This is a genomic window from Streptomyces sp. NPDC059452 (genome assembly GCF_042750035.1).
Taxonomy (GTDB): domain Bacteria; phylum Actinomycetota; class Actinomycetes; order Streptomycetales; family Streptomycetaceae; genus Streptomyces.
Window position 1 is genome coordinate 83,933 of record NZ_JBHYVE010000026.1, and the last position, 24,035, is coordinate 107,967.

General features: G+C 72.8%; 18 protein-coding genes. 10 read left to right on the forward strand and 8 right to left on the reverse strand.

Annotated elements, in window-relative coordinates:
• Window positions 1-22: 22 nt before the first annotated feature.
• Window positions 23-622, reverse strand: coding sequence for a histidine phosphatase family protein (locus tag ACFW9Z_RS28530; protein ID WP_384645458.1), 600 nt, complete (start codon window positions 620-622; stop codon window positions 23-25).
• Window positions 623-887: 265 nt separating this feature from the next.
• Between ACFW9Z_RS28530 and ACFW9Z_RS28535 the strand changes: the two genes are divergently transcribed.
• Window positions 888-1,103: a CbtB-domain containing protein gene (locus ACFW9Z_RS28535; protein ID WP_015612945.1), complete on the forward strand. Its 216-nt coding sequence runs from the start codon at window positions 888-890 to the stop codon at window positions 1,101-1,103.
• Window positions 1,104-1,227: 124 nt separating this feature from the next.
• Window positions 1,228-1,953, forward strand: coding sequence for a CbtA family protein (locus ACFW9Z_RS28540; RefSeq protein ID WP_384645495.1), 726 nt, complete (start codon window positions 1,228-1,230; stop codon window positions 1,951-1,953).
• Between the two features lie 120 nt (window positions 1,954-2,073).
• Here the strand turns inward: ACFW9Z_RS28540 and ACFW9Z_RS28545 are convergent, their stop codons facing one another.
• Together ACFW9Z_RS28545 and ACFW9Z_RS28550 are read right to left on the reverse strand one after the other, a co-directional pair.
• Window positions 2,074-2,742 carry a hypothetical protein gene (locus tag ACFW9Z_RS28545; protein ID WP_384645459.1) on the reverse strand — a complete coding sequence of 223 codons (669 nt, stop codon included), beginning with the start codon at window positions 2,740-2,742 and terminating at the stop codon, window positions 2,074-2,076.
• 204 nt (window positions 2,743-2,946) lie between these two features.
• Window positions 2,947-3,306: a tetratricopeptide repeat protein gene (locus tag ACFW9Z_RS28550; protein WP_384645460.1), complete on the reverse strand. Its 360-nt coding sequence runs from the start codon at window positions 3,304-3,306 to the stop codon at window positions 2,947-2,949.
• 164 nt (window positions 3,307-3,470) lie between these two features.
• Between ACFW9Z_RS28550 and ACFW9Z_RS28555 the strand changes: the two genes are divergently transcribed.
• From ACFW9Z_RS28555 to ACFW9Z_RS28570, 4 genes are all read left to right on the forward strand, one after another.
• Window positions 3,471-4,436, forward strand: a complete 966-nt coding sequence (locus ACFW9Z_RS28555; protein WP_384645461.1) for a pirin family protein — start codon at window positions 3,471-3,473, stop codon at window positions 4,434-4,436.
• A gap of 1,047 nt (window positions 4,437-5,483) precedes the next feature.
• A complete protein-coding gene (locus ACFW9Z_RS28560) occupies window positions 5,484-6,671 on the forward strand; it encodes a hypothetical protein (RefSeq protein ID WP_384645462.1) in 1,188 nt (395 codons plus the stop codon).
• 122 nt (window positions 6,672-6,793) lie between these two features.
• Window positions 6,794-8,179, forward strand: coding sequence for a cytochrome P450 (locus ACFW9Z_RS28565; protein ID WP_384645463.1), 1,386 nt, complete (start codon window positions 6,794-6,796; stop codon window positions 8,177-8,179).
• Window positions 8,180-8,195: 16 nt separating this feature from the next.
• Window positions 8,196-9,365: a polyprenyl synthetase family protein gene (locus ACFW9Z_RS28570; RefSeq protein WP_384645464.1), complete on the forward strand. Its 1,170-nt coding sequence runs from the start codon at window positions 8,196-8,198 to the stop codon at window positions 9,363-9,365.
• A 156-nt stretch (window positions 9,366-9,521) separates the two neighbouring features.
• Here ACFW9Z_RS28570 and ACFW9Z_RS28575 read toward each other — a convergent pair whose 3' ends face one another.
• Together ACFW9Z_RS28575 and ACFW9Z_RS28580 are read right to left on the reverse strand one after the other, a co-directional pair.
• On the reverse strand, window positions 9,522-10,049 hold the full coding sequence (locus ACFW9Z_RS28575; protein WP_384645465.1) for a hypothetical protein: 528 nt from the start codon (window positions 10,047-10,049) through the stop codon (window positions 9,522-9,524).
• Between the two features lie 137 nt (window positions 10,050-10,186).
• The gene (locus ACFW9Z_RS28580) at window positions 10,187-13,540 is read right to left on the reverse strand and encodes an ATP-binding protein (protein WP_384645466.1); all 3,354 of its coding nucleotides are present in this window, start codon (window positions 13,538-13,540) and stop codon (window positions 10,187-10,189) included.
• A gap of 423 nt (window positions 13,541-13,963) precedes the next feature.
• Between ACFW9Z_RS28580 and ACFW9Z_RS28585 the strand changes: the two genes are divergently transcribed.
• A complete protein-coding gene (locus tag ACFW9Z_RS28585) occupies window positions 13,964-15,589 on the forward strand; it encodes an MFS transporter (RefSeq protein WP_384645467.1) in 1,626 nt (541 codons plus the stop codon).
• A 167-nt stretch (window positions 15,590-15,756) separates the two neighbouring features.
• Window positions 15,757-17,439 (forward strand): alpha/beta hydrolase, encoded by a 1,683-nt coding sequence (locus ACFW9Z_RS28590; RefSeq protein ID WP_384645468.1) that lies wholly within the window; start codon window positions 15,757-15,759, stop codon window positions 17,437-17,439.
• Between the two features lie 211 nt (window positions 17,440-17,650).
• Here ACFW9Z_RS28590 and ACFW9Z_RS28595 read toward each other — a convergent pair whose 3' ends face one another.
• A complete protein-coding gene (locus ACFW9Z_RS28595) occupies window positions 17,651-17,875 on the reverse strand; it encodes a hypothetical protein (protein ID WP_384645469.1) in 225 nt (74 codons plus the stop codon).
• Between the two features lie 730 nt (window positions 17,876-18,605).
• Here ACFW9Z_RS28595 and ACFW9Z_RS28600 point away from each other — a divergent pair.
• Both ACFW9Z_RS28600 and ACFW9Z_RS28605 read left to right on the forward strand, forming a co-directional pair.
• Window positions 18,606-20,225: an adenosine deaminase gene (locus ACFW9Z_RS28600; protein ID WP_384645470.1), complete on the forward strand. Its 1,620-nt coding sequence runs from the start codon at window positions 18,606-18,608 to the stop codon at window positions 20,223-20,225.
• Window positions 20,226-20,325: 100 nt separating this feature from the next.
• Window positions 20,326-20,769, forward strand: coding sequence for a nuclear transport factor 2 family protein (locus tag ACFW9Z_RS28605; RefSeq protein ID WP_384645471.1), 444 nt, complete (start codon window positions 20,326-20,328; stop codon window positions 20,767-20,769).
• Window positions 20,770-20,876: 107 nt separating this feature from the next.
• On the opposite strand, the gene ACFW9Z_RS28610 is transcribed toward ACFW9Z_RS28605, so the two are convergent.
• Entirely contained in the window at window positions 20,877-23,054 is a 2,178-nt protein-coding gene (locus ACFW9Z_RS28610) for an iron ABC transporter permease (protein WP_384645472.1), read from the reverse strand.
• A gap of 2 nt (window positions 23,055-23,056) precedes the next feature.
• Window positions 23,057-24,031, reverse strand: a complete 975-nt coding sequence (locus tag ACFW9Z_RS28615) for an iron-siderophore ABC transporter substrate-binding protein (protein ID WP_384645496.1) — start codon at window positions 24,029-24,031, stop codon at window positions 23,057-23,059.
• Window positions 24,032-24,035: the final 4 nt, after the last annotated feature.

Below are 24,035 nucleotides of genomic sequence, written 5' to 3' on the forward strand. Positions count from 1 at the left end.
GAGGGCCCGGCGGCCGTGAGGTTCACGGCTCCTGAGGGGCCGTGAGCGGTCGCCCCAGCCGGACGTTCCACCGGCCCGAGCGCCCGCTGAGTTCCGTGAGGACCAGCGGGGCGACGTCCAGCCGCCAGAACGTCTCCGGCGGCAGCGCGAGAGCGTGCACGACCGCCGACCGTACGACGGCGGGCTCGGCGACCGCGAGGACGCTCCCGCCCCCGGGGCCGAGCCCTTCCACCCCGCCCGCCCCGTCCAGCCAGCGGCCCACCCGCTCCACCAGGTCCCGCAGCGACTCGCCCCCGTGCGGGGCGGCCGAGGGCTCACCCATCCAGGCGGCCACGGCCGACGGTTCGGCGGCGCCCACCTCGTCGAGGCGGCGGCCGCTCCAGCGCCCGAGGTCCCAGCCGGTGAGGGCCGGTTCGGGAGCGGCGGCCAGACCGAGCGCGGCGGCGGTCCCGAGGCATCGCTCGGAGGGGCCGCACAGTACATGGCCCGCCTTCGGCACGGCGGGGGCCGCCGCCCGCGCGCTCCGCTCCCCGGCCGGGTCCAGCGGGGCGTCGCCGTCGAAGCGGGCCTCCCGGAGCGCCGCGTTCATCGCCGGTGAGACCAACATCACCCGTACTGTCATGTTCCTGCCTCAAGTCGTTCTGCGAAGGCTCCAACGCCCTTGACGGGCGGGCGGATCGGGGCCCGAAGCTCAGCAGATTGCACCATGGCGGAGCCTGCGTACAGGCGGTATGGTCACGTCGACCTTGACGAGGGTGTGACGGAAGCCCGGTGAGAATCCGGCACGGTCGCGCCACTGTGTACCCGTACCTGTGCGGGAAGTCAGACCCAGCACCTTCGTCCGGCGCACCACGACAGGGACGCGTGTTCCCACAGGAGGTTCTGCCATGGCGCAGTCTGCCGCTCCCGCAACGGGGGCCCCTGCGATCACCCCGATCTCGGCCAAGGCCATCGCCCCATGGGCGGTCTTCGTCGGCATTCTCGCGCTCGTACTGCTCTACTTCGTCGGCGCCGAACAGGGCGCCACCGCGCTCATCTCGGGCGAGGGCGTCCACGAATGGGTCCACGACGGCCGCCACCTGCTCGGTTTCCCCTGCCACTGAGTCACCTGCGCAAGCCAGGCAATTCAGGCAAGCAATGCAAGCAACGCAAGCAAGCTAGGGAAACAAGAGAAACAGGGAACGTCTCGTGAACTCCATATCTGTCAGAGCGCTGCTCGTACGCGGCATGATCGCCGGCCTGATCGCGGGCGCACTGGCCTTCGCCGTCGCCTACTTCCTCGGTGAGTCCCAGGTGGACGCCGCCATCGCGGTCGAAGAGGCGCAGAGTCACGCCCACGGGGGTGGCGAGGACGGCGAGGACCTGGTCAGCCGCACGATGCAGGCCACCGGCGGACTCGCCACCGCACTCCTGGTCTTCGGCGTCGCGGCGGGCGGGATCGCCTCCCTCGTGTACTGCTACGCGCTGGGCCGCATCGGCAACTTCGGCGCGCGGGCCACGGCCGCACTCATCGCGGGAGCGGCCCTGCTCACCGTCTACGTCGTTCCGTTCCTGAAGTACCCGGCGAACCCGCCCGCCGTCGGCGACCCCGACACCATCGGCAAGCGCACCGCCCTGTTCTTCCTGATGGTCGCCCTCAGCGTGCTGCTGGCCGTCGCCGCCGTGATCCTCGGCAAGCGGCTCGCACCCGCCCTGGGCAACTGGAACGCGACCATCGCGGCGGCCGCGGGCTTCCTCCTGGTGGTTGGCCTCGCCTACACCTTCCTGCCCTCGTTCGACGAGGTCGGCGAGGACTTCCCGGCCAGCCTGCTGTGGAAGTTCCGGCTCTCGACGCTCGCCGTCCAGACGACGTTCTGGACCGGCTTCGGGTTGGTCTTCGGCTACCTCACCGAGCGGCTGCTGGTCTCCGCGAACAGCGCGGGCTCGCCCCGGGTGGAGACCCCGGTGGGCTGACCGGCCGCCGCCCGGTGCGGTGCTTGAAGCGGCGCTTGAGCGGCGCTTGACGCGGTGCTTGACGGGAGAACCCGCCGGATGAGGTCCGGCGGGTTCTCCCGTTCCCGGGGCGGGTCGGTCTCAGGGCGGTTCGGGGGAGGGGGCGTCGCGTTCGCGCAGCCCGTCCTCCATGAGGCGGGCGGTGTTCTCGACGATGCGCCCGAGGTCGTCGCGCACCTCGTGCTCCTCGCTCCCGTACGGGCCGTACGCGGTCACCGAGAGCAGGAGGTCGCCGTTCCAGAGGACGAGCGTGCGGCCGGGGCGCCCCTGGTCACCGGCCGGTTTCCCGTACGCGGTCCTGTGGACCGGCTCCGGAGTGCGCCCGTGGGCCCGGTCCAGGTCCTCCTTGACGCGGTACGCACGGCGGGCGGGCCCGATGTCCTCGTACACGGCGGCGGTGGCGCTGAGCTTCCAGAACGACCCGTCCGGGGCCTTGAGACCGGCCAGGCAGGCCGTCTGCCGGTAGCGGGGCCGGGTGCCGTTCCCGCCGATGTCCTCCCGGGCGTCCGGGTCGGCGGAATCGGTGGTGGAGCCGAGGGCGAACCCCTTGGCGAGCGGCGTGTCCGCGAGTGGTCGGCAGGGGGTGCCGGTCCAGCTGTGCACCCCCGGCGCTCGGGCGGTGAGCCTCCCTCCGGCCCCGGGCTCGTCCGTCGCGCCCCCGGAGCAGCCGGCCACGGCCACCGCCGCTGCCGACGCGATCAGCGCGGCCACCCGCGCCCGGCGTAACTCGGCATCCCTGGATCTGCGCATCCCCCGCCCCTTCGTCCCGGAAAGCTCATTATCGGGTGCTCGTACCGGCGGGTAAAGGAGATCGGGGCCGCACCGGCCGGCGTGGCCCCGACCCCCGTACGGGCGGGTCCGGGCCGGAGCCCGGCGGCCGGTGCGGTTCCGGACGGCCCGAGCGGCAGGGGTTTGAACCGCCGGGGCTCGAACGGCGCGGCGGCGGGCGTCGGGTCAGAGCCCGCCGTCCCCCGGCCCGAAGTCGCCTTCGAGCGCGGCGGCCATCCGCAGCTGCGTGGCCGCCTCCGCCCGCCGCCCCTGGCGCTCCAGGGTCCGGCCCAGCATGAGGCGCGCGTAACTCTCCACCGGGTCGGTCTCCAGCACCGCCCGCAGCTCCTCCTCGGCCCGGCCGAGCCGGGCGGAGTGGTAGTAGGCGCGGGCCAGCAGCAAGCGCGGCGCGACCTGCTCCGGCGCCTCCTCGACGAGCCCGCCCAGGATCCGGGCGGCCGTGACGTACTCCTTGGCCTCGAAGAACATCTGCGCCCGGTCCCACCGGTCGGCGGCCGTGCCGAACTCGTAGTAGGTCTCGCTCACGTGTCCTCCTCGTCATCGCGCGGGCCGCCCCTCGGTACGGGGCCACCGGGGGCCTGCCCCGCCTGCGTCCAGCCGTGACAACACCGCATAATGGTTGAACATTCCACTAAAGCTTTGGCGTGGGTACCGACGCTCCACGCCCGTACGGGAATAGGTTGAGCGCCATGAGCAATCTCGATCGCCAGGCCACTCCCTCCGTCTGCGGAGGGCGCGGCTTCGTCGTCGCCGAGCCGGTCCGTGAACTCCTCAACCCCCGCCGCGTCCCGCTCGGTGAGTCCACCGAGGTGCGCCGCCTGCTGCCCAACCTGGGCCGCCGCATGGTCGGTGCCTGGGCCTTCGTCGACCACTACGGGCCCGACGACATCGCGGACGAGCCCGGTATGCAGGTGCCGCCGCACCCGCACATGGGGCTCCAGACCGTCAGCTGGCTCCACGAGGGGGAGGTCCTGCACCGCGACAGCGTGGGCAGTCTCCAGACGGTGCGCCCCCGCGAACTCGGCCTCATGACCTCGGGCCGGGCCATCAGCCACTCCGAGGAGAGCCCGAAGCCGCACGCCCGGTTTCTGCACGGCGCCCAGCTCTGGGTGGCCCTCCCCGACGAGCACCGCCATGTGGAGCCGCACTTCCAGCACCACACGGACCTCCCCACCGTGACCGCCCCGGGCCTGACCGCCACCGTGATCCTGGGCGAACTCGACGGAGCGGCCTCGCCCGGCACCGCCTACACCCCGATCGTCGGCGCCGACCTCACCCTGACCGGGGGCGCCGAGACCCGTCTCCCGCTGGACCCGGACTTCGAGTACGCGGTCCTGTCGATGTCCGGAGAGGCCGAGGTCGACGGCGTGCCCGTACTGCCCGGCTCGATGCTCTACCTGGGCTGCGGCCGCACGGAACTGCCGCTGCGCGCCCTCTCCGACGCGGGCCTGATGCTCCTGGGCGGTGAGCCGTTCGAGGAGGAGATCGTGATGTTCTGGAACTTCATCGCCCGATCCGGTGAGGAGATCGTGCAGGCGCGAAACGACTGGGAGACGGGCTCGCGGTTCGGCGAGGTGCAGGGCTACGACGGTGCCCGCCTGTCCGCCCCGGAACTGCCCACGACCCCGCTGAAGCCGCGTGGGCGAGTGCGCTGACCTGCGGAAACCTATAGACGGTCTGGTCGTGCCGTCACTGGCGTCCGGCCGACCGCCGAGCCGTCCTCGCCGAAGCCGGGAAGTGCCGCATCGGCTGCCTCCGGCGTCGGTCTGTACGAGGAGCTGGCCTGCATCCCCGGCCTGCACGTACCGTCCCTGTACACCTGCGAGTACCTGCCCGGCGGCGGCGTCGCCGCGGTCACCCCTAGGGCCTGTCGTCAAACTGCCGCCTGCCGCGCGACGCCTGGCACGCACGCTCGCAGCGTTGCCGAAATGGCCAAGCAGCTCCGCTACGAGACCATTCCGGCGCCTTGCGATCGCACGCACCATGCGCCGCGCGGCCGCCCTTCGGGCGACGACGGCAGTTTGACGACAGGCCCTAGAAGCGCAATCAGCTCACCGACGTTCACCCAGTACCGCCACCGCCGCGAACGGTGAGGTTCACGGTGCCGTCAGTGCGCTCGATGTGGCCAGTGACGAGGGCGCCGCGTCGCCCACGCGCCGATCGCCATCCTGAATCGAACGAAATCCACCCTGAAGGGTGAAACCCGTACCGATAGCTGGAGTACAGGGCTCACGACACCAGCGGCTCTGCTGGGATGACCTCGAACCGCCCGCATCGGACCGTACAAGCCGGAGAAGGACATGAAGCTCGCGAACATCGGGCGCGGAGGCTCGCGACTGCCGTCGGCACGCGTCAATAGTCGTGGTCCCACAGCCGACAACGGTTCCGCCCGACGAGGCACCACGGTCACCGTCAACCGGGCGTCCACCGCCGGCGCGACACCCCGGTCGCCATCACCCCGCACGGTCGGCACACCCCGGCCGCCCTTCTGACGCCGAGGCACAGCCTGCCGCTGCCGCGGTAGCGGTTGGCCCGAGCGGCTCTCCCCGACAGGCCCGTTCGCGAAGGTGCGAACGGCAGACATCCCGCCGACTTCCGACACGGTTCCGGTGTCGATACCTACGAGGTGTTTCGTGCAGACCCATGCTGTGTCCGGAATCAGCGGCGCGCGCTCCGGTGGGGTGGTCGGTTCGGGAAGTCGGATGAACGCGGTGGACCGTGCGTTCGCGCTGTTCTCCTCGGGCGCCTCTCGGCCCTTGATGGTGGGGCATGTGCTGGACTTTCCCATCGGCTCGTTCTCGCTGGAGGACCTGCGCACACGCGTGGCCGAGCGGGCGGCGAGCCTGGAGACCTTGCGCATCGCCGTGGTGCCGGGGGCCCGCTCGTGGGTGGGAACCGCGGTGCCCGACATCGGGGTGCGTGTCGACGAGGCAGGGGTGGACGGCTCGCTGGGCGAGAAGACTGACGAGGTTCTGCGCCGTCCCCTGCCCGGTGGTCGCGCGCCCCGGTGGGACCTGCGCGTTCTGACGTGCCCGGCCGAAGGGGTGCAGCGGCTCTGTTTCCGTGTCGACCACGCCGTGGTGGACGGCGTCGGTACGGCGCACCTGGTGGCCGCGCTCCTGGCCGACGAACCCGTTCGCGGGCCGCACCCCTACCGTCCGCCCGGGACGGGCCGTAGCTCGACGGCGTGGCTGCGTACGGTGCCGTACAAAAGCTTCGCCCCGCACGAGACCGTTCCCCAAGGGTGTGGTGCGGCCCCGAGCGGACGTGCGTCCCTGGCCTACGCGGACGTCCCGGACCCCTCGCTGCGGGCGCTGGCGTCCCGGTGGGGAGCGACCGTCAACGAGATCTGCCTCACCGCCCTGACGGGTGCGCTCGCGGACGGGCAGCAGAGGCACGGGGGACGGGTGCGCGACCTGAGGGTGATGATGCCCATGTCGGTCCGCGAGGCCGGGGCCGAACTCACTCCGGGGAACGCCGCGCTGTCGGCCGTCGTCCGGCTTCCGTGCACCCTGCCCACCCCCGCCGACCGGCTGCGCTCCCTCACCGCCCAGTCCCGGCGGCACAAGGAGTCCGGGCTGCGCGACAGCGGCTGGCGGAGCGTCCTGCGCATCCCGCCCCGGCTGCTCCAGCGGGTCATGCTCCGGCCCGGCCTCCGGCTCGCCGTCAGCCACATCGCCATCAACGACACCTACCGCGTGCTGGGCGCCCCCCTGACCGCCACGAGCATCCTCGCCCTGAACGCTCCCGGTCTGCTCGGCTACGTCTCCCTGACCCGGACGACGACGACCGCGCGCATCGGCGTCCTCCATGACCAGGCCCACCCGGCGGCGGCCGGACTTCCCGCCGCGTGCGTACGTGCCCTCGGCGAACTTGACGGCCCCCGGTAGACACCGGGCGCACAAGACGCCGTCCCTCGTCCGGCCGTGGTCGCGTAAAGACCTGCCCGTGGTCGCGTAAAAGAAGAGACATGGGCCGTCGAGCCCATCGAAGCCCAGGAGGCTTGACAGATATGACCGAGGAGATCGATCCCGGGGAATGCCCGGCATCGCGGGGGGAACCGCGCGTCGCGCACTCCCGTGCGCTGCGATTCTGGCTCGATCCGGCGAATGCCGCGGTACACCTCGGTCAGGCGGGCCCCGTCGTCAGGACGAAGGCCGGACCGGCGAGCGCCTTCCAGGTCAACGACCCCTCGCTGCTCCGGAAAGTCGGGTGCGGGGAGGACACCTTCCAGTTCTGGAGCACGGACCCGAGCCTCCGGGACTTCGCCGAGAACGGTTTCCCCGGCTCCGAGGGCCAGGCCCACCGGGACCGGCGCGCGCTGATGAAACCGGCGCTCGCGGCACCCCGTCTGACGGCTCTGGGACCGTCCGTACGGGACAGTACCGACCGCCTGATCGTGGGCCTCCCCGCCGACCGCCCCGTCGACATCCCCTTCGAGATGAGCCGCCTGGTGGCCGGGCTCGTCATCGAGACCGTCCTGAACAGCGCCATCTCCCCGGATCTGCTGGCCAGGCTCGCGCGGGCGCGTTCCGTGCTCTCCGCGGGGGTGTTCTGGAAGTACGCGCTGTCGCCGTGGCCCTGGGTACCCAAGCCGCGACGGCGCGCCTTCCGCCGGGCCTTCGCGACGCTGAACGAGGCCGCCCGGGAGGTGTACGTACGCCACCGGCCGGACGCGGACGGAAACGACGTCGTCTCCCTGCTCAAGCGCTCGGGCGACGACCGGCCGGACGCGCCGCTGCACGACCTGCGTGCGCTGCTGTTCGCCGGCATCGAGGCCACGTCCTCGACATTCGCCTGGGCCTGCTACGAGTTGGGCCGCCACCCCGACCACCAGGCGGCCATCCGGGCCGAGGCCGACGCCGTCCTGGGCGCCGACGCCCCGGCCGACGCCATCGGCCCCGGGCTCATGCCCCGTACCGCGGGCTTCGTCAAGGAGGTCACGCGGCTCCACGGCATCCCGCTCCTGGTGCGCCGCGCCCGCCACGCGACGCGGGTGGGCGACCAGCCGGTGCCCGCCGGTGCCCTGGTGACCCTGCCTCTGGGGGCGCTGCGCCGTGACCCCGCGCGGTACGCACGGCCGGAGGAGTTCGACCCGCTGCGCTGGTCGCCCGAGGCCCGGCCCCCGCTCTCCTCCGCAGCCCTGCTCCCGTACGGGATCGGTCCCCGCTACTGCCCCGGCGCCGCGGCCTCCGAGATCATGGTGCCGGTCGCCCTGGCGAGCCTGGTCCGCTCGCGGACGCTCCGTACGGCACCGTCCGGCAGGACCGTCCGCGTCAGCCTGGAGCTCACCCCGATGCCCAAGGGCCTGGCCATGGTCGCCGCGCCCCGTGAGCCGCATCCGCCTGCTGCCGGGCCGGCGCCCCGTGAGCAAGCCGCCCCCGCCCACCGGCCCTGAGCGAAAGCGACCCTCCATGACCGGCGCCCTCCTGCACCCCACCGACGAACTGCCCACCCCCCGGGCGGCTCCCGACGACCTCCAGCAGCACATCGACCGCATCGTTCCGCGCATCGACGATCACATCGACCGGCTCTGTCCCGACAGCCCGGCGGACGCCTGCGCCGCATGGCTTCCGGCCGACTGCCTGACCGGCTCCGAGCGGACGAACGCCACCGGCCTCGGACACCGCCTCCACCACGCACTGAGCGAACCCGTCCGCCACCTGACCAATGCCGCGGGCCGGAGATGGCGGCCCGTCATGATCTGGGAGACCGTCGACCTGCTCGGTGGAGACAGCGAACGCTGTGGGCCGCTGATCGCGGCGATCGAAATGCTGCACACCGGGTCCCTCATCGTCGACGACGTCCAGGACGCCTCGCCCCTGCGCCGCGGCCGACCGGCCGTCCACACAGTGTTCGGTATGCCGACGGCCCTGAACGCCGGGACGGCCGCCTACTTTCTGTGGGACCGGGCCGTCCAGCTCTCCTTCCCCGACGACGCGGGGCGCGGCGGGGAGTTGCGTGCTCTGCTGCTGGCCGCGCTGCGGGCGGGGCACGCCGGACAGGCCCTCGACCTGCACGGGCATCGCGAGGAGATGGACCGGGCGGTGGCCGATGGTGACCGGGACACCGTGCTGGACGTCGTCCGCCTGACGCACCGGCTGAAGTCCGGTGCCCCGACCGCGGCGGGGCTGGAGACGGCAGCAGTGGTCACCGACGCCGGGCCGCAGCTGCGTGCAGCGCTCGCAGCATTCGGCTCGGCCGTGGGCACGGCCTACCAGATCGCCGACGATGTCGCTGACCTGCGAGGGGTGACGCACGCCGGGGAACCGACCAAGCTGACCTCCGAGGACCTGCGGAACAGCAAGGTCACCATGCCCCTGGCCCACGCCGTCGGCCGCATTCCCCGACCGTTCCTGACGCGGCTCTGGCAGGAGACCAAGGAAGGCTCGCTCCATGGCCCGGCATTGAGCCGGGCACGCGCGCAGTTGGAAGCCTGCGGGGCCGTGCAAGCCTGCCACGAGGAGGCCGACCACATCGTCCACGATGCCTGGACCCGGCTCGCACCCCTGCTGCCCCGTGCGGGCCGCCACCTGCTGCACGAACTCGCCCTGCTGATCGTCCGCAGCAAGCAGATCGCCTGAACACCTCCGACCGGTCCGGCCGACGGACCGATCGGAAACCACCGGACCCGGCCCACTACTGCGACCGGCAGGTGGGAGAAGTGCCTCACCGAAACGGTCTTGGCGGCCCGCCATCGATCCCTGTCGTTTCGATGCCGGGTGACGGCCGGCCGTCCGTTACCCGGCCGGGGTGATCGTGCCGGTCAGATGGCCGTATGCCCTGGCGGCTCCCGCGCTCTCGTCCCGCCGGCCGTCGTGCGCCTCGACATCGAGGAGCACCCGCCCTTTCCCGAGACGTCCCATCGAGAGTTGCTCCAGGCATTCATCGAGGCCGCTCCGAACATACCTCAGCCGCTCGACACCGCGATCGGTGCGTTCCGCGCCGCCCTCGGCCTGCCCACTCGGCCTGCGAACGTCTCCTGGGCTCCCCGTGCGCAGCCACTCCCACCGTGCGTCGAAGCCATGCTCCGTACCCTCGCGCACGGCTCCCCCAAGCACCGGCTCCATATCCGTGGAGCCGGTGCGTCGGCAAGTGGTCGCTCTGTTGCCTATCCATTCCGCGACGTCGGTGATGGGGATGGTGTGGGTGAGGCAGTTGGAGGCGAAGAAGTGGCGGAAGCCGTGGACGACCATGCCTTCGGGGATCTCGACGAGGCCGGCCTTCTTCATGCGCTGCCACTGGTTCCCGATCCAGTAGTTGAGCATCGGCTTGTACTGGTTCTGTGTGTTGCTCTTCCGGGTGTCTTGCTGACCCCGGACGGTCGATCAAGCCCCTGAGCTGGGGTGAAACGGTAAATCGAGGGCCCGCGAGGACTGGATGAACGAGACCAGGTTCGGCGAGGTCAAGGGGTACGCGTGCTGTCCGTGCTGCCCGCAGCGTGGTGCCCCGGGTGTCCGTCGGGGCCCGGTTCGCCGCCCCGGGCGAACTCGGCCTCGTACGCCGCCCGGCCGAGGGCCTCCACGGCCCCGGCGGCGATGCGGTCGATGTCGTGCCGTTCGCCCTCGGGCAGCGGCGCGCGGACCGAAGCCCTGGTCGCCGTCGCGGTGCCCAGGAGGCGGGCGGCCGGTCCGGGACGGCCTGCCAGCAGCTCCGCTCCGGCCAGCCCTTCCAGTGCCAGCGCGACCGCCAGCGGGTCGCCGGTGGCCCGGGCCACCGCCAGGCCCTCCCGTTGCAGGCGCAGCGCTTCGTCGGCGTCACCCCGCAGTTCGGCGGTGAATCCGAGCTCGACGAGGATCAGCGGGGGCGTCCGCGGTTCGTACCCCATCCGCCGGTGCAGCGCGAGGACGCGGCGCATATGGGCCTCGGCCGCGTCGAGTTCACCCGCCCTGCGGGCCCCCAGGCCGAGCCCGATCTCGGCGTACTGCTCCCCGAACGCGTCCGACTGCTCGGCCGCGAGCCGCCGCGCCCGCTCGTGGAGCTCCCGGGCGTGCGGCAGGTCCCCGGTCAGCAGTGCCAGTCGGCCGAGGCCGGAGAGCTGGAGGGTGACGTCCCGCCAGAGGCCCAGGGCCTCCGCCATCAGCAGCCCGTCCCGGTACAGCCGTCCGGCGTACGTGTAGTCGCCGACGGCCTCCGCCAGGGTCCGGAGCGGCACCATCGCCTGGAGCTGGCCCCACTGGTCGCCCAGCTCCCGGAAGAGCGCGAGGCTCTCCTCGCCGTACCGCCGCACGGCGTCCAGGTCCCCCCGCAGCTTCGCGTGGTACGTGAGGCTGCCCAGGGCCGCCGCCGTGCCCCACCTGTCACCGAGCGAGCGGAAGGTCTCCAGGGCGCGGGTGGCCAGCTCCTCGCTCGGCGCCAGGTCCCCGATGCCGTACAAGGTGGACGCCAGGAACCACTGGGACCTGGCCCGGCCGCCCGGGTCGTCCACCGTCGCGTACGGCCGGAGCGCCGCCTCGTACGCCGTCCGCGGATCGGCGCTGCCGTGGATCGCCAGCCGGACACCGCCCAGCCAGGCAGTGGCCCTGGCCACCGACAGGGCGCGGGCGGCAGCCCCCTCGGGCGTCGCCGGCCGGGTGCCGTCGGCGGTGGACAGGGCGAGGGACAGGGACCGCTCGGCCTCATGCCCGCGTCCGCGCAGCCGCCAGTACCAGGCCAGCGCGTTCACCAGCCGCAGCGCCCCGTCCGCCTCTCCTTCCTGTACGGCGCTGTCGAGCGCCGCCCGCAGGTTGGCGGTCTCGGCGTCCAGGCGGCGCAGCCACCGCCGCTGCCCGTGGCCCCGCAGATACGGGTCGGCGCGCTCGGCGAGCTCCGTGCAGTAGACCCGGTGGAGCCGTCTCGTTGCCTCGAACTCGCCGCTCTCCCGCAGGCGTTCGGTGCCGTACGCCGCCACCGACTCGAGCAGCCGGTAGCGGGGGCCGTCCGCCGTTTCGGTCATCACGACCAGCGAGCAGTCCACCAGCCGGGCCAGCAGGTCCACCACCGGCGTGCGGCCGGGCCCTTGGGCCGCGCAGACCGCCTCGGCCGCTTCCAGGGTGGCACCGTCGGCGTGCACGGACAGGCGCCGCAGCACCGCGCGTTCCTCGTCGCCGAGGAGGCCCCAGCTCCAGTCGATCACCGCCCGCAGGGTCCGCTGCCGTTCCGGAGCGCCGCGCGAGCCCACCGTGAGCAGCGGGAACCGGTCGTCCAGACGGGCCGCCAACTCGGCCACCCCCAGGGCCCGGACCCGGGTCGCGGCCATTTCCAGGGCCAGCGGGATACCGTCGAGGCGACGGCAGATCGAGACGACCGCCTCGACGTTGTCCCGGTCGAGGACGAAGCGGGGGGCCGCCGCCGTGGCACGCGCCACGAACAACTCCACCGCGCCGAAACGGAGTACGGCCGAGGGGGTGAGGTCGGCCGTGGGCCCGGGGTGCCGCAGCGGCTCCACCTCCTGGAGGTGCTCACCGGTGATCCCCAGCGGTTTCCTGCTGGTCGCCAGGATGCGCAATCTCGGTGCCGCTCGCAGCAGTTGACCGGCCAGCTCGGCCGCCTCCTCGATCACATGCTCGCAGTTGTCGAACACCAGCAGCGCCGGTTCGTCGCCCAGCGCGTGCGCGAGCCGGTCGGCGGGCACGAGCGGTGCGCCCCCGGCCGGGTTCGGGCCGGAGTCGTCGCGTACGCCGAGAACCGCGTCGACCACCTCGTGCACCCCGGCGGCGGAGGCGCCCGCCCGGTCCCGGGGCGGGGCGAGCGCGGCGAACTCGGCCAGCCGCACCCCGCCCGGGAAGCGGTCGGCGACCTGGGCGGCCGTCGCCAGGGCGAGCCGGGTCTTGCCGACACCGCCCGGACCCGTGAGCGTCACCAGCCGGTTGGCGGCCAGCAGTGTGCGGAGCTCGCCGATCGCCCCGGACCGGCCGACGAGTTCGGTCAGCGGGGCCGGTAGGCCGGGGGCCGGGCGAACGGCCCCGGACGCGGGGGAGGGCGCGGGGGAGGGGGAGAGTGACGGGGCGGGGGGTGGGTTCGTGGTCGTGGTCAGGGAGGGGTCCTGGGCGAGGATCGCCTGGTGCAGCGCGGTGAGTCCGGGGCCGGGGTCCACCCCCAGTTCCTCCGCCAGCCGCCCGCGCAGATCCGCGTAACTGCTCAGCGCCGCCCCCTGTCGGCCCGCGAGATACAGGGCCCTGACCTGCGCGGCGCGCAGCCGCTCGCGCAGCGGGTGCAGCGCGACCAGATCGCTCAGCTCATCGGCGACCGGGGCGTGCTCCCCCAACTCCAGCCGGACTTCCGCCTGTTCCTCCAGCGCGGTCAGCCGCTGCTCCTCCAGCCGGTCCCGCGCGGCGCGGGCGAACCCGGCGTCGGGGAAATCGGCGAACGCCGGACCGCGCCACACGGCCAGCGCGTCCGCGAGCAGCGCCGCCCGCTCCCGCAGGTCGCCGGTGGACCGTGCCCGGGCCGTCAGCCGGTGGAACCGGCCGGAGTCCACCTCGTCCCCGGCCGCGCGCAGCCGGTACCCCGAGGCGAGGGAGACCACGAGCCCGCGCCCTCCGGGCTCGGCGCCCTCCAGCGTACGGCGCAGCTGCCACACCTTGGTCTGGAGAACCCCCGTGGGATTGCGGGGCGGCTTGGAGCCCCACAGCTCGTCGATCAGCCGGTCCGCCGACACCGGGTGCCCCTGCTGGGCGAGGAGAAGGGCCAGCAGCGCGCGGACCTTGAGCTCCGGCACCCTGACCGGCCGCCCGTCCGCCGTCCACACCACCAATGGACCGAGCACCCCGAAACGCATGTGATCACGCTATCCCGGGGCAGCGGCGACCGGCATGCCGGTCCCGGCTCCGCGCCCTTCCCCGCCCCGTCGCCACTGTCCCGCGCCCCGGGCCCGCCGTCGCCTTCCCGCCCGTCCACCTGTCCCGCGTCCACCCGGCCCGTTCATCGGCCTGCTGACCGCCGGTCGTCGGCCACCGGCCGCCAGCCGCCGACCGCCGGTTGTCAGCCACTGACCACCAGCCGCCGGTCTCAGCCGCCCTGCCGGGACCGGTTGAGACCGGCCGGGAGAGATCCAGGAGAGATCCAGGAGAGGCCCGGGAGGAACCCGGGAGAAGTCCGGGAGCGCTCGGGCGCACAGTGGCCGCAGGACGAGCCGAGAAGCCGATCCGGCGAGCCCCGTACGGCCGCCGCTCCCCACCCACGTACGACGGAAGGAACTCCCATGTCCTCGAAGGCCGTCGCGGCCTCCGCGCCGAAGGCGGGCGCCCGGGAATGGGCCGGGCTGGCCGTGCTGGCCCTGCCCACGCTGCTGATCTCCCTCGACCAGAGCGTCCTCTTCCTGGCCCTGCCGCACCTGGCCGAGGCCCTGCGGCCCACCGGCACCCAGACGCTGTGGATGATGGACATCTACGGCTTCATGATCGCCGGCTTCCTCATCACCATGGGCACCCTCGGCGACCGGGTGGGCCGCCGCAGGCTTCTGATGATCGGGGCGGTCTGCGTCGGTCTCACCTCCCTGCTCGCCGCCTACTCCACGAGCGCCGAGGCGCTGATCGCCGCCCGGGCGCTGCTGGGCATCTCCGCGGCGACGCTGATGCCGTCCACCCTGGCCCTGATCAGCAACATGTTCCACGACCCGCAGGAGCGCGGCCGGGCCATCGCGGTGTGGGCCAGCTGCTTCATGGCGGGCACCGCGCTCGGCCCCGTCGTCGGCGGCGTACTCCTGGAGTACTTCTGGTGGGGGTCCGTCTTTCTGCTGGGCGTGCCGATCATGGTGATCCTGCTGGTCCTGGCGCCGGTCCTGCTGCCCGAGTACCGGGATTCCGGAGCGGGGAAGGTGGACCTGCTCAGCGTGGCCCTCTCGCTGGGCGCGATCCTGCCCGTCGTCTACGGGCTCAAGGAGCTCGCCAAGTACGGCTGGTCGCCCGGGTCGGCCGCGGCGGTCCTGGTGGGGCTCGCGGTGGGCGCGGCGTTCGTGGTGCGGCAGCGCGGGCTGGAGAGCCCGCTGCTCGATCTGCGTCTGTTCCGTAGCGCCTTGTTCAGCTTCGCGCTGGTGGTCCTGCTGGTCTCGATGGTCGCCATGGGCGGGTTCTACCTCTTCGTCACCGGCTACTTCCAGATGGTCGAAGGGCTCTCCCCGATGGAGGCGGGCCTGTGGATGGTGCCCTCCGCCCTCGCCTCCATCGTCTCCGCACAGCTCGCCCCGACCCTCGTGAAGCGGCTGCCGCTCGGGGTCGTCATCGGTCTGGGCCTGGGCATCGGCGCGGTCGGCTATGTGCTGATCGCCTTCGTCGGGCCGGTCGGCGGACTGCCGCTGCTGGTGGCCGGATTCATCGTCGTGTTCTTCGGCAGCGGTCCCGCCGGGGCGCTCGGCACCAACCTGGTGGTCAGCTCCGCCCCGCCGGAGAGGGGCGGATCGGCGGCGGCGCTCTCCTCGATCAGCGGTGACCTGGGTGTGGCCCTCGGCATCGCCGCCCTGGGCAGTCTCGGCAGTGCCGTCTACCGCAGCGGGGTGGAGGTTCCCGACGGACTGCCGGCGGAAGCCGCCCGGGCCACCGGGGACAGCCTGGAGAGCACCGTCGCCGCTGCCCAGCACCTCTCCCCGGAGCTGGGCGGACAGGCGCTGGCCGCGGCCCGTGACGCGTACACCGGTGGGCTGAACGCCGTCGCCGTCGTCTGCGCCCTGGTCGCCGCCACCACCGCCGTCATCGCGATGACCGCCCTGCGCGGCGTCGGCGCTCCCCGGGGCGGGCCCGTACCGGACGCACCTGATGAGACGTCAGCCCGTACCGCCAACGCCGACGCCGACGGGGGTGGGGACGGCATATCCCTCGTGCCGGAGCGGTGAACGGGTACGGGGCGGGATTCCCCGTACCCCTACAACTCGGGTAGCACGCATGCCCGTTGCCTCATCCCCAAGGTGGAGAAAAGTGCGGCCGGGTGAGGGTTCCGTACATACGGCCGGTTCCTGAATGATCCTCCCTGTCCCAACATGCCACCGGAAGGACCGATAACGTGCGCAGACGACGTCTCGCGCCCCTGCTGGCCGTGGCTCTTACGGCAACGCTGGCTCCGGCAGTCGCCACCTCGACGGCGACAGCCGCTCCGGCCGCCCCCTCCGCTCCGACCGCCTCCGCCGCCGCTGCTTCCGCCGCCTCCCTCGCCGGTACGGGCGCGCTGGAGCGGTACGTGAAGCAGAAGCCGAAGTGGAAGCGGTGCGAAGCCTCCGCCCCGGCGGCGTTCCAGTGCGCCACCATCAAGGTCCCGCTGGACTACCGGGCTCCCGGGGGCAAGCGGATCGACCTGGCCATATCCCGGATCAAGAGCACCGCGCCCGGCAAACGGCACGGCGTCCTGCTCTCCAACCCCGGCGGCCCCGGGGGCCAGGGCATCTACCTGCCGTTGGCGTTGCAGGAGGAACTCCCCAAGTCCGCGCGGCAGAAGTACGACCTCATCGGCTTCGACCCGCGCGGTGTCGGCCGGAGCAGCCCGGTCACCTGCGGCCTGACGCCGGACGAGGAGCAGTGGCTGCGCCCGTACAAGGCGGAGACGTTCACCAAGGACGTCGCCTGGGCGCGCAAGGTCGCGGAGAAGTGCCGCAAGAAGGCGGGTGCCACGCTCCCGCACATCACCACGCGCAACACCGCCCGCGACATGGACCTGCTCCGGGCGGTCCTCGGCGAGAAGAAGATCTCGTACGTGGGGTACTCGTACGGCACCTACCTGGGCGCCGTCTACACCCAGCTCTTCCCGGGCCGGGCCGACCGGTTCGTACTGGACAGCGCGGTCGATCCGGCCCGCGCCTGGCGGGGCATGATCCAGTGGTGGGCGGAGGGCGCCGAGCCCGCGTTCGACCGGTGGACCGGGTGGGCCGCCGCGCGCTCGAAGACGTACGGGCTCGGCGACACGCCCAAGAAGGTCGACCGGACCTTCTGGGAGCTGGTCGCGCAGGCCGACGAGAAGCCCATCGAGCTGGACGGGTGGCTCCTCACCGGTGACGACATCCGCATGGGGATGCGGGCGGCCTTCTTCAGCCCGAAGGCCGCCTCCGAGACGCTCGTCGAGCTGAAGAAGGCCGCCGAGGGCCGGCCCGCCTCCGCGAAGAAGCTCACGGCCTTCACCGGGCCCGCCGGGGCCGGGGCGGCGCGCAAGGCCGCCGAGGTGCCGGCCGACAACGGGACGGCGAGCTTCTGGACCGTGGTGTGCGGCGACAACTCGGCCGCCTGGCCGCGTGATCCGGAGCGCTACCGGCAGGACGCCATCGCGGACAAGGGCCGGTACCCGCTCTTCGGTGACTTCGCGTCCAGCATCAAGCCGTGCGCGTTCTGGGGCACGTCCGTGGAGCCGGTGACCGAGGTGAAGAACAAGGTCGGCTCCCTGATCGTCCAGAACGAGTGGGACTCGCAGACCCCGCTGCCCAGCGGCCAGGCCCTGCACGCCTCCCTGAAGGGCTCGAAGATGGTCACCGTCCTCGGTGGCGAGGGTCATGGCATCTACCCGAGCGGCAACCCGTGCACGGACGGTACGGTCAACCGCTACCTGCTCACCGGCAAGCTCCCGGCGAAGGACGTCAACTGCCGGGCGACCGACGCCTCGAACGCGGAGGCGCGGAAGAACCAGCAGCAGCGGGGCGAGGTCCCCGGATCTCCGCTCCCGGAGCGTTCCCCGGACCGGTTCGGAGTCCCGTCGCACCACTGACGGCCTTGTGAACCAGGAGGCTTGACCCAGGTACTTGACCCAGGGGATTGGCCAAGGGGGTCTGCCCCAGGGGACTTGATCCAGGGGGCTTGATCCAGGGCACTTGATCCAGGGGGCTTGATCCAGGGAAGAAAGGGGCGGGGCCTCGGTGAGAGGTCCCGCCCCTGCGTCTCGGTCTCAACCGGCGCCGACGTCGTGGTGGAGCCCGGTCTCAGTCCAGCAGATCGCGCGGGCCCACCGGGTACGCCTCCAGGCCGGGCGCCGCCAGCAGATCGGCGATCAGCTCCGGGGACCCGCCGACGTACGTGCTCACCAGGTCCACGTCCCCGCCGACGCACCACGCACGGTCCTCGGGCCACCACAGGTCCGGCAGCTCCGCGAACTCGTCCAGCTCCACCGGGGACACGGCGTCCTCCAGCGCCCCCGAGAGCAGCACCTCCTCGCGGCCCGGCGTGGAGAAGACGGGGAAGCGGCCGAAGTCCCACCGCCCGTAGCCGTGCCACAGGCCGAACCAGCAGCTTCCGGCGGTGGCGGTGTGCCGGGCCAGGACGGGGATCAGCGCGCGGGCGACCTCCGGCGGGGTCGGGCCCTCCCCGGCGGGCTCGTCCCAGACGCCGGGCAGCCCGTGGTCCGGGCAGCCCGTGGTCCGGGCCGCTCCGGTGGCCCATGTCCGTGCCGATCAGCTCGTGCCAGCGGGTGTGCGGGCCCACCGGGCGCCCGTACGCCGCGCCCACGTCCGCCCAGCGCACCGGCCGTTCGTCCAGCGCCGCCGGGTGCAGGAGGCGCGCGTAGGCGGCGAAGCCGGGGCCCGAGACCCCCGCCACCCTGCCGAAACCGCCCTCGGCCTCGGTGCGTTGGGTCAGCCACCGCGCCGGACCGAGCCCGTCAGTGTGCACGCGCAGGCGGCCGTAGCGGTCGGGGGCCGCGTCACGGTCCACCCGGGGGAGTCGTCCATGGCTGAGGTCCACCCGTCCGGTCGGGCCGCCGGTCCGGCGGCACCCTTGCAGTTGATCTTCATGGTAGCCAGGCCGGTGCCGAAGGACCGGAGGGCGCGGTGGCCGTGGTCGCCCCCGCCGACCGGCGCTCCCCACTCGATCGGGTGGATCTTGCTGCCCCTCCATGCGATTCGGGCGGGGAAGTGCCTTCGCCGACGCGATCATTCGGCGGTGATCTCATCGATTCGGACGGCACACCGTCCCAAGTCCCTGGTCCCCGCAGGGATCGGCGCACTCGCTTTACTCACTCTCCTCCCCGCTCTCCCGGCTGCCGCCGCCCCCACTCGGCAGGACCCGCCCGTCCAAGCAGCGGCCCAGGCGTCGCACCGCCTCACCACCCCGGCCGAGCTCCGGACCTCTGCCCGTCTCGACGCACTCCAGGGCAACCCGGAGCGGCTGAAGGCGTTCTTCACCGCGCTGCCCAAGGGCGGCGACCTCCACAACCACCTGTCGGGCGCGGTCGCCACCGAGTATCTGATCGAGCTCGCGGCCGAGAACGGGCTGTGCATCGACGCGACGGACACCGCCGTGCGCCCGCCCTGCGGTCCCGGCACGCGCCCGGCCGCCGAGGCCCGCACGGACGCGGAGTTCCACCAGCGCATCGTCCGCGCCTGGTCCATGCAGGACTTCCCGGCCGACCAGTCCGGCCACGACCACTTCTTCGACACCTTCGGCAAGTTCGGCGAGGCGACCCGTGACCGCGGAAAGCTGCTCGCCAACGTCGCCAACAGCGTGGTGGAGCAGAACCAGTTCTATCTGGAGACCCTGGTCACCCCCGCGTCGGACAGCGCGAGGAAGCTCGCCGAGACGGTCGGTTACGACGCCGATCTCGCCGCCTTCCACCGGAAGCTGGTGGCCGGTGGAAAGCTCGACGGGGTCGTCGACGAGGCCGTCCGCGAGGCCGACGCCGCCGATGCCCAGTTCCGGCAGACCGCGCACTGCGACACCGGCCGTCCCGACCCGGGCTGCCGGCTCTCCGTACGGTGGATCTCCCAGGTCTCCCGGGGCAGTTCACCGGAGCGGGTGTTCACGCAGATGGCCGTCGGCATGCGGCTCGCCGAGCGCGACCGGCGGTTCGTCGCGGTCAACCTCGTCCAGCCGGAGGACGGGGAGAGCGCCCTGCGCAACTACAGCCTCCAGATGCGGATGCTCCAGTACCTGCGCACGCAGTACCCGGACGCCCGACTCACTCTGCACGCGGGGGAGTTGACGCCCGGCCTGGTCAAGCCGGAGGACCTGACCTTCCACATCCGTGAGGCGGTCTTCGTCGCCGGGGCCGAACGCATCGGCCACGGTGTCGACCTGGTCCACGAGGACGACTGGCAGCAGCTCGCCCGGACGATGGCCCGGCGCGGCGTCGCCGTCGAGGTCCCGTTCAGCAGCAACAAGCAGATCCTGGGGGTGGCGGGAGACGACCACCCGTTCAACGCCTACCGCCACTTCGGCGTCCCGGTGGTCCTGGCCACCGACGACCCGGGTGTCTCGCGGATCGACATCAGCCATGAGTACCAGTACGCCCGCGCCACCTATGGCCTGAGCTACACCGAGCTGAAGGACCTGGCGCGCGCCTCGCTGGAGTACGCGTTCCTCGACGGCTCCAGTCTGTGGGCCGCCGGATCCGCCCGTACCGGCTACCGCCCGGTGCCCGCCTGTGCCGGAGCCCGGCCGGGCACCGTGGCGCCCGCCCCGGCCTGCGCCCGCCACCTGGCAGACCACCCGAAGGCCGCGGTCCAGTGGCGTCAGGAGGAGGCGTACGCGGCCTTCGAGCGGCGGTACGGCGGATCACGCTGACCCGGCGCGGCCGATGACCTTGCGGGCCGCAGTTCATGGACACCCCTGGGCCCCCGGGCCATGAACTGCGGCCCGCCCGGCGCCCGGTTACGCTCGGAAAATGGGAGACAGCGGAGACCGGGCCGGGCCGCCCCCGGAAGGCCCCGAGGACGCGGCGGACACCGCGCCGCACGCGCTGCTCGCCTCCGCAGTGGACGACTGGGCCGCCGCGATCGTCGCGAACGACGTAGAGCGGATCGCCGCCTTCATGGCGGACGAGTGGGTGATCGTCTCCGAGTCCGGCATCACGGACCGCGACGCCTTCCTGGCCTTCGTCACATCCGGCGAACTGACCCACTCGGCGATGCGGGCCATCACCCCGCCGAGGATCCGCGTCCACGGGGACACCGCCGTGGTCACCGCCCGCATCACGAACACCGCCCACTACGGCGGCCGCCGCTACGACGCCGACGAATGGACCACGGACGTCTTCGTACGGCGGGACGGCCAGTGGCGGTGCGTGCTGAGCCACATCACCCCCGCCGCCCCTCCCGAGGGCTCATGATCACCCCCGCCACCCTTCCCGAAGGTTCATGATCACCCCCGCCGCCTCCCCGAGGGTTCATCAGCCCCGCGCCACTCAGAACGGAGCAGCGCCGCGAGCCGTCACCCTCACCCCTCGCTCCGCGACCGCCAGAGCAGCCAGATGAAGTACGGAGCGCCGATCACCGCCGTGAGCAGGCCCACCGGGATCTGCGCCGGGGCGATGACCGTCCGGCCGACCGTGTCGGAGACGACCACCAGCAGCGCACCGAGCAGCGCGCTCACCGGAAGCACCCGCACATGCCGCCGCCCTACCAGGGCGCGTGCCGCGTGCGGGGCGACGAGGCCGACGAAGCCGATCACGCCGACCGCCGCCACGGCGCCCGCCGTCAGGACGACGGCGATGCTCAGCAGACCGAGCCGGGTCGCACCGGTCCGGAGGCCGAGCAGGGCGGGCGTCTCGTCGTCCAGCCCGATCAGATCGAGGTCGCGGCGCAGCACGGCCAGCACCGGCAGGGTCAGTGCGAGCGCCACCAGGACCGGGATCAGCTCCGGGAACGTACGTCCGTAGGTCGAGCCGCCCAGCCAGGCCAGCGCTTTCGTCGCGTTGTACGGGTCGGTGAGGACGATCACCAGGCTCACGAACGCGCCCGCGCCCGCCTGGACCCCGATACCGATCAGCACCAGCCGGTTCTGCTCCATCCCCCGGCGGGCGGCGAGACCGAAGACCAGCCCGGCGGCCGCCGCCGCACCGGCCAGCGCGGAGCCGCCGATCAGCCAGAAGCTCGCCATCGGTACGACGGTGAGCACGGTGACCGCCCCGACCCCCGCCCCGCTGACGACTCCGAGGACCCCCGGCTCCGCGAGCGGATTGCGTGACACCGCCTGGACGACGGCGCCCGCCACGGCCAGCGCCGCACCCGCCAGCAGGGCGGCGGCCACCCGGGGGACGCGGGTGTCGAGGACGTACGTCACGAACCGCCCGGACCGCCCGCCGAGCCAGGTCGCCACATCGCCCAGGAGCAGCGTGGCATCGCCGAGCAGGGTCGCCGCCACCACCGCGCCCACGAGCCCCACGCCCGTCGCCACCAGGGTGAGGACGAAGGCGCGTCGGCTGCGCAGCCGCGCGAACGCCGTCGAGCCGCTGTCCGAGCCCAGGTCGCGCGACCGGTAGGCCAGGAAGACCAGCACGAGCGCGCCGAAGCAGGTCGTGACGATGCCGGTGGGCACCTCGGCCCCCGCCTGCGCGCCGAACACCGCGCGCAGCGCCACGTCCGCGCCGAGCACCACGATCACGCCCGCCAGCGCCGACGCCGGGATGAACACGCGGTGGCGGACCAGGGCCGGGACCCACGTGCTCAGCAGCCGGACGACGGCCGGGGCGCACAGGCCGACGAAGCCGACCGGCCCCGCCACCGTCACGGCCACCGCCGCCAGCAGCACGGCGAGGATTACCACGATGGAGCGGGTCAGCCGGGGGTTCACCCCCACGACCGCCGCACCGTCGTCCCCGAGGACGAGGATGTCCAGCCTCCGGCCCATCAGCATCAGCCCGAGGAAGGCCACGAGGGCGACGGGGGCGAGCCGGTCGATGGACTGCATGCCGATCTGGGCGAGCGAACCGTTGCCCCAGGCGAAAAGACCCGTCGTCTGCTGGGAGCGCAGGAGCAGCAGCATCCCGCTGAGCCCGGTCAGGGCGAGGGTGAGCGCGGAGCCCGCCAGTACCAGCCGGATCGGACCGGCCCCCGCCCGCGACAGCCCGAGGACGACGCCCGCCGCGAGCAGCCCGCCGAGGAACGCCGTACCGCCGGCCGGGAGCGCGGGCAGCGTGATCCCGAACGCGGCGACGGCGACGACCGCGAGGTAGGCGCCCGAGTTGACGGCGAGCGTGTCCGGGGAGGCCAGCATGTTGCGCGACACGGACTGCAGGGCGGCGCCCGCCGCGCCGAGCGCGCAGCCGACGAGGAGCCCCGCCGCGAGCCGGGGCAGCCGGGAGTCCAGGATCACGGCGGCGCTCTGCTCGTCGGCGGTCCGGTCGGACGCGGCGCCCGTGAGCAGTTGCCAGAGCGTGTGCAGGTCGACGGCGGCCGTGCCCTGGCCCACGTGGACGACCGCGAGGGCGCCGAGGGCCAGCAGCGCGGCGAACGCGAGGAGGTACGTCCGGCCGTGCCGGGCCGGGCGGCGGCCGGGCACGGCCGGGGACGGCGCCCCGGCCGTGCCTGCCGGTTCTGCGGGACCTGCCGCGTCTGCCGCGCCCGCCGCCGTCTCCACGGGGGCGGGCGGAGCGGGTGTGGTGCGGGTGTTCATCGTCAGGCGGTCAGCGCGCCGACGAGCGCGTCGATGTAGTCGCGCATGGCCGCCGGGCCGCCGAACATCCAGATGCCGTCGGGCAGCCGGTGGACCTGCTCGTTCTTCACGAACGGCAGCGACTTCCACACCGCGTTGTCCTTGAGCCCGTCGGCGAACGGGTCGCCGCCGTCGGAGTCGTTGGCGATGTACGCGAACCGCGCGTCGCCGATCTTCGTCAGCCCCTCGACATCGGTGGCCGCGAGACCGTAGGCCTTGTCGCCCTTCAGCTTCCACGGGTCGGCCAGGCCGAGTTCGGCGTTCACGTCGGAGAGCAGCGAGCCCTTGACGTACGGGCGTACCGAGACCTGGTTGCCCTCCTGCCAGCCGTCGGCGAAGGCGACCTCCTTGCCGCCGAGCCCGGCCGCCGCGAGCTTCTTCTTGCCGTCGGTGATCGCCTTGCGGAACGAGGCGATCTCCGTCTTCGCCTTCTCCTCGGTGCCGGTGGCCTCCGCGATGAGGCTGACGTTGTCGACCATCTGGTCGATCTGCCGGCTCGCGTCGGCCGAGCGCACCACGACGACCGGTGCGGCCTTGGACAGCTGGGCGATGGCCGAGTCGGAGAGGTCGGTGGTGGCCACGATGAGGTCGGGCTTCAGACCGGCCACGGTGGCGACGCTGGGCTCGCCCCGGGTGCCTATGTCCTTGACGCCCTTGGTGAGCGGCGCGGACGTGTCGTACGCCGTGTAGCCCTTGACGTCGGCCACGCCGACCGGCTGCACACCGAGCGTGACGAGCGTCTCGACGACGTTCCATTCGGTGCCGACGACTCGCTTGGCCGGACCGTCCAGCGTGACCTTCTTGCCGCGGGAGTCGGTGACCGTCACCGAGGTCTCCTTGGCGGACTCCTCCTTCGGGGCCTCGCTGGTGCCGCAGCCGGAGAGGACGAGCGCGGCCGTGGCGGCGAGGGCGGGCCAGGCCAGGTACTGGTTCTTCATGTTC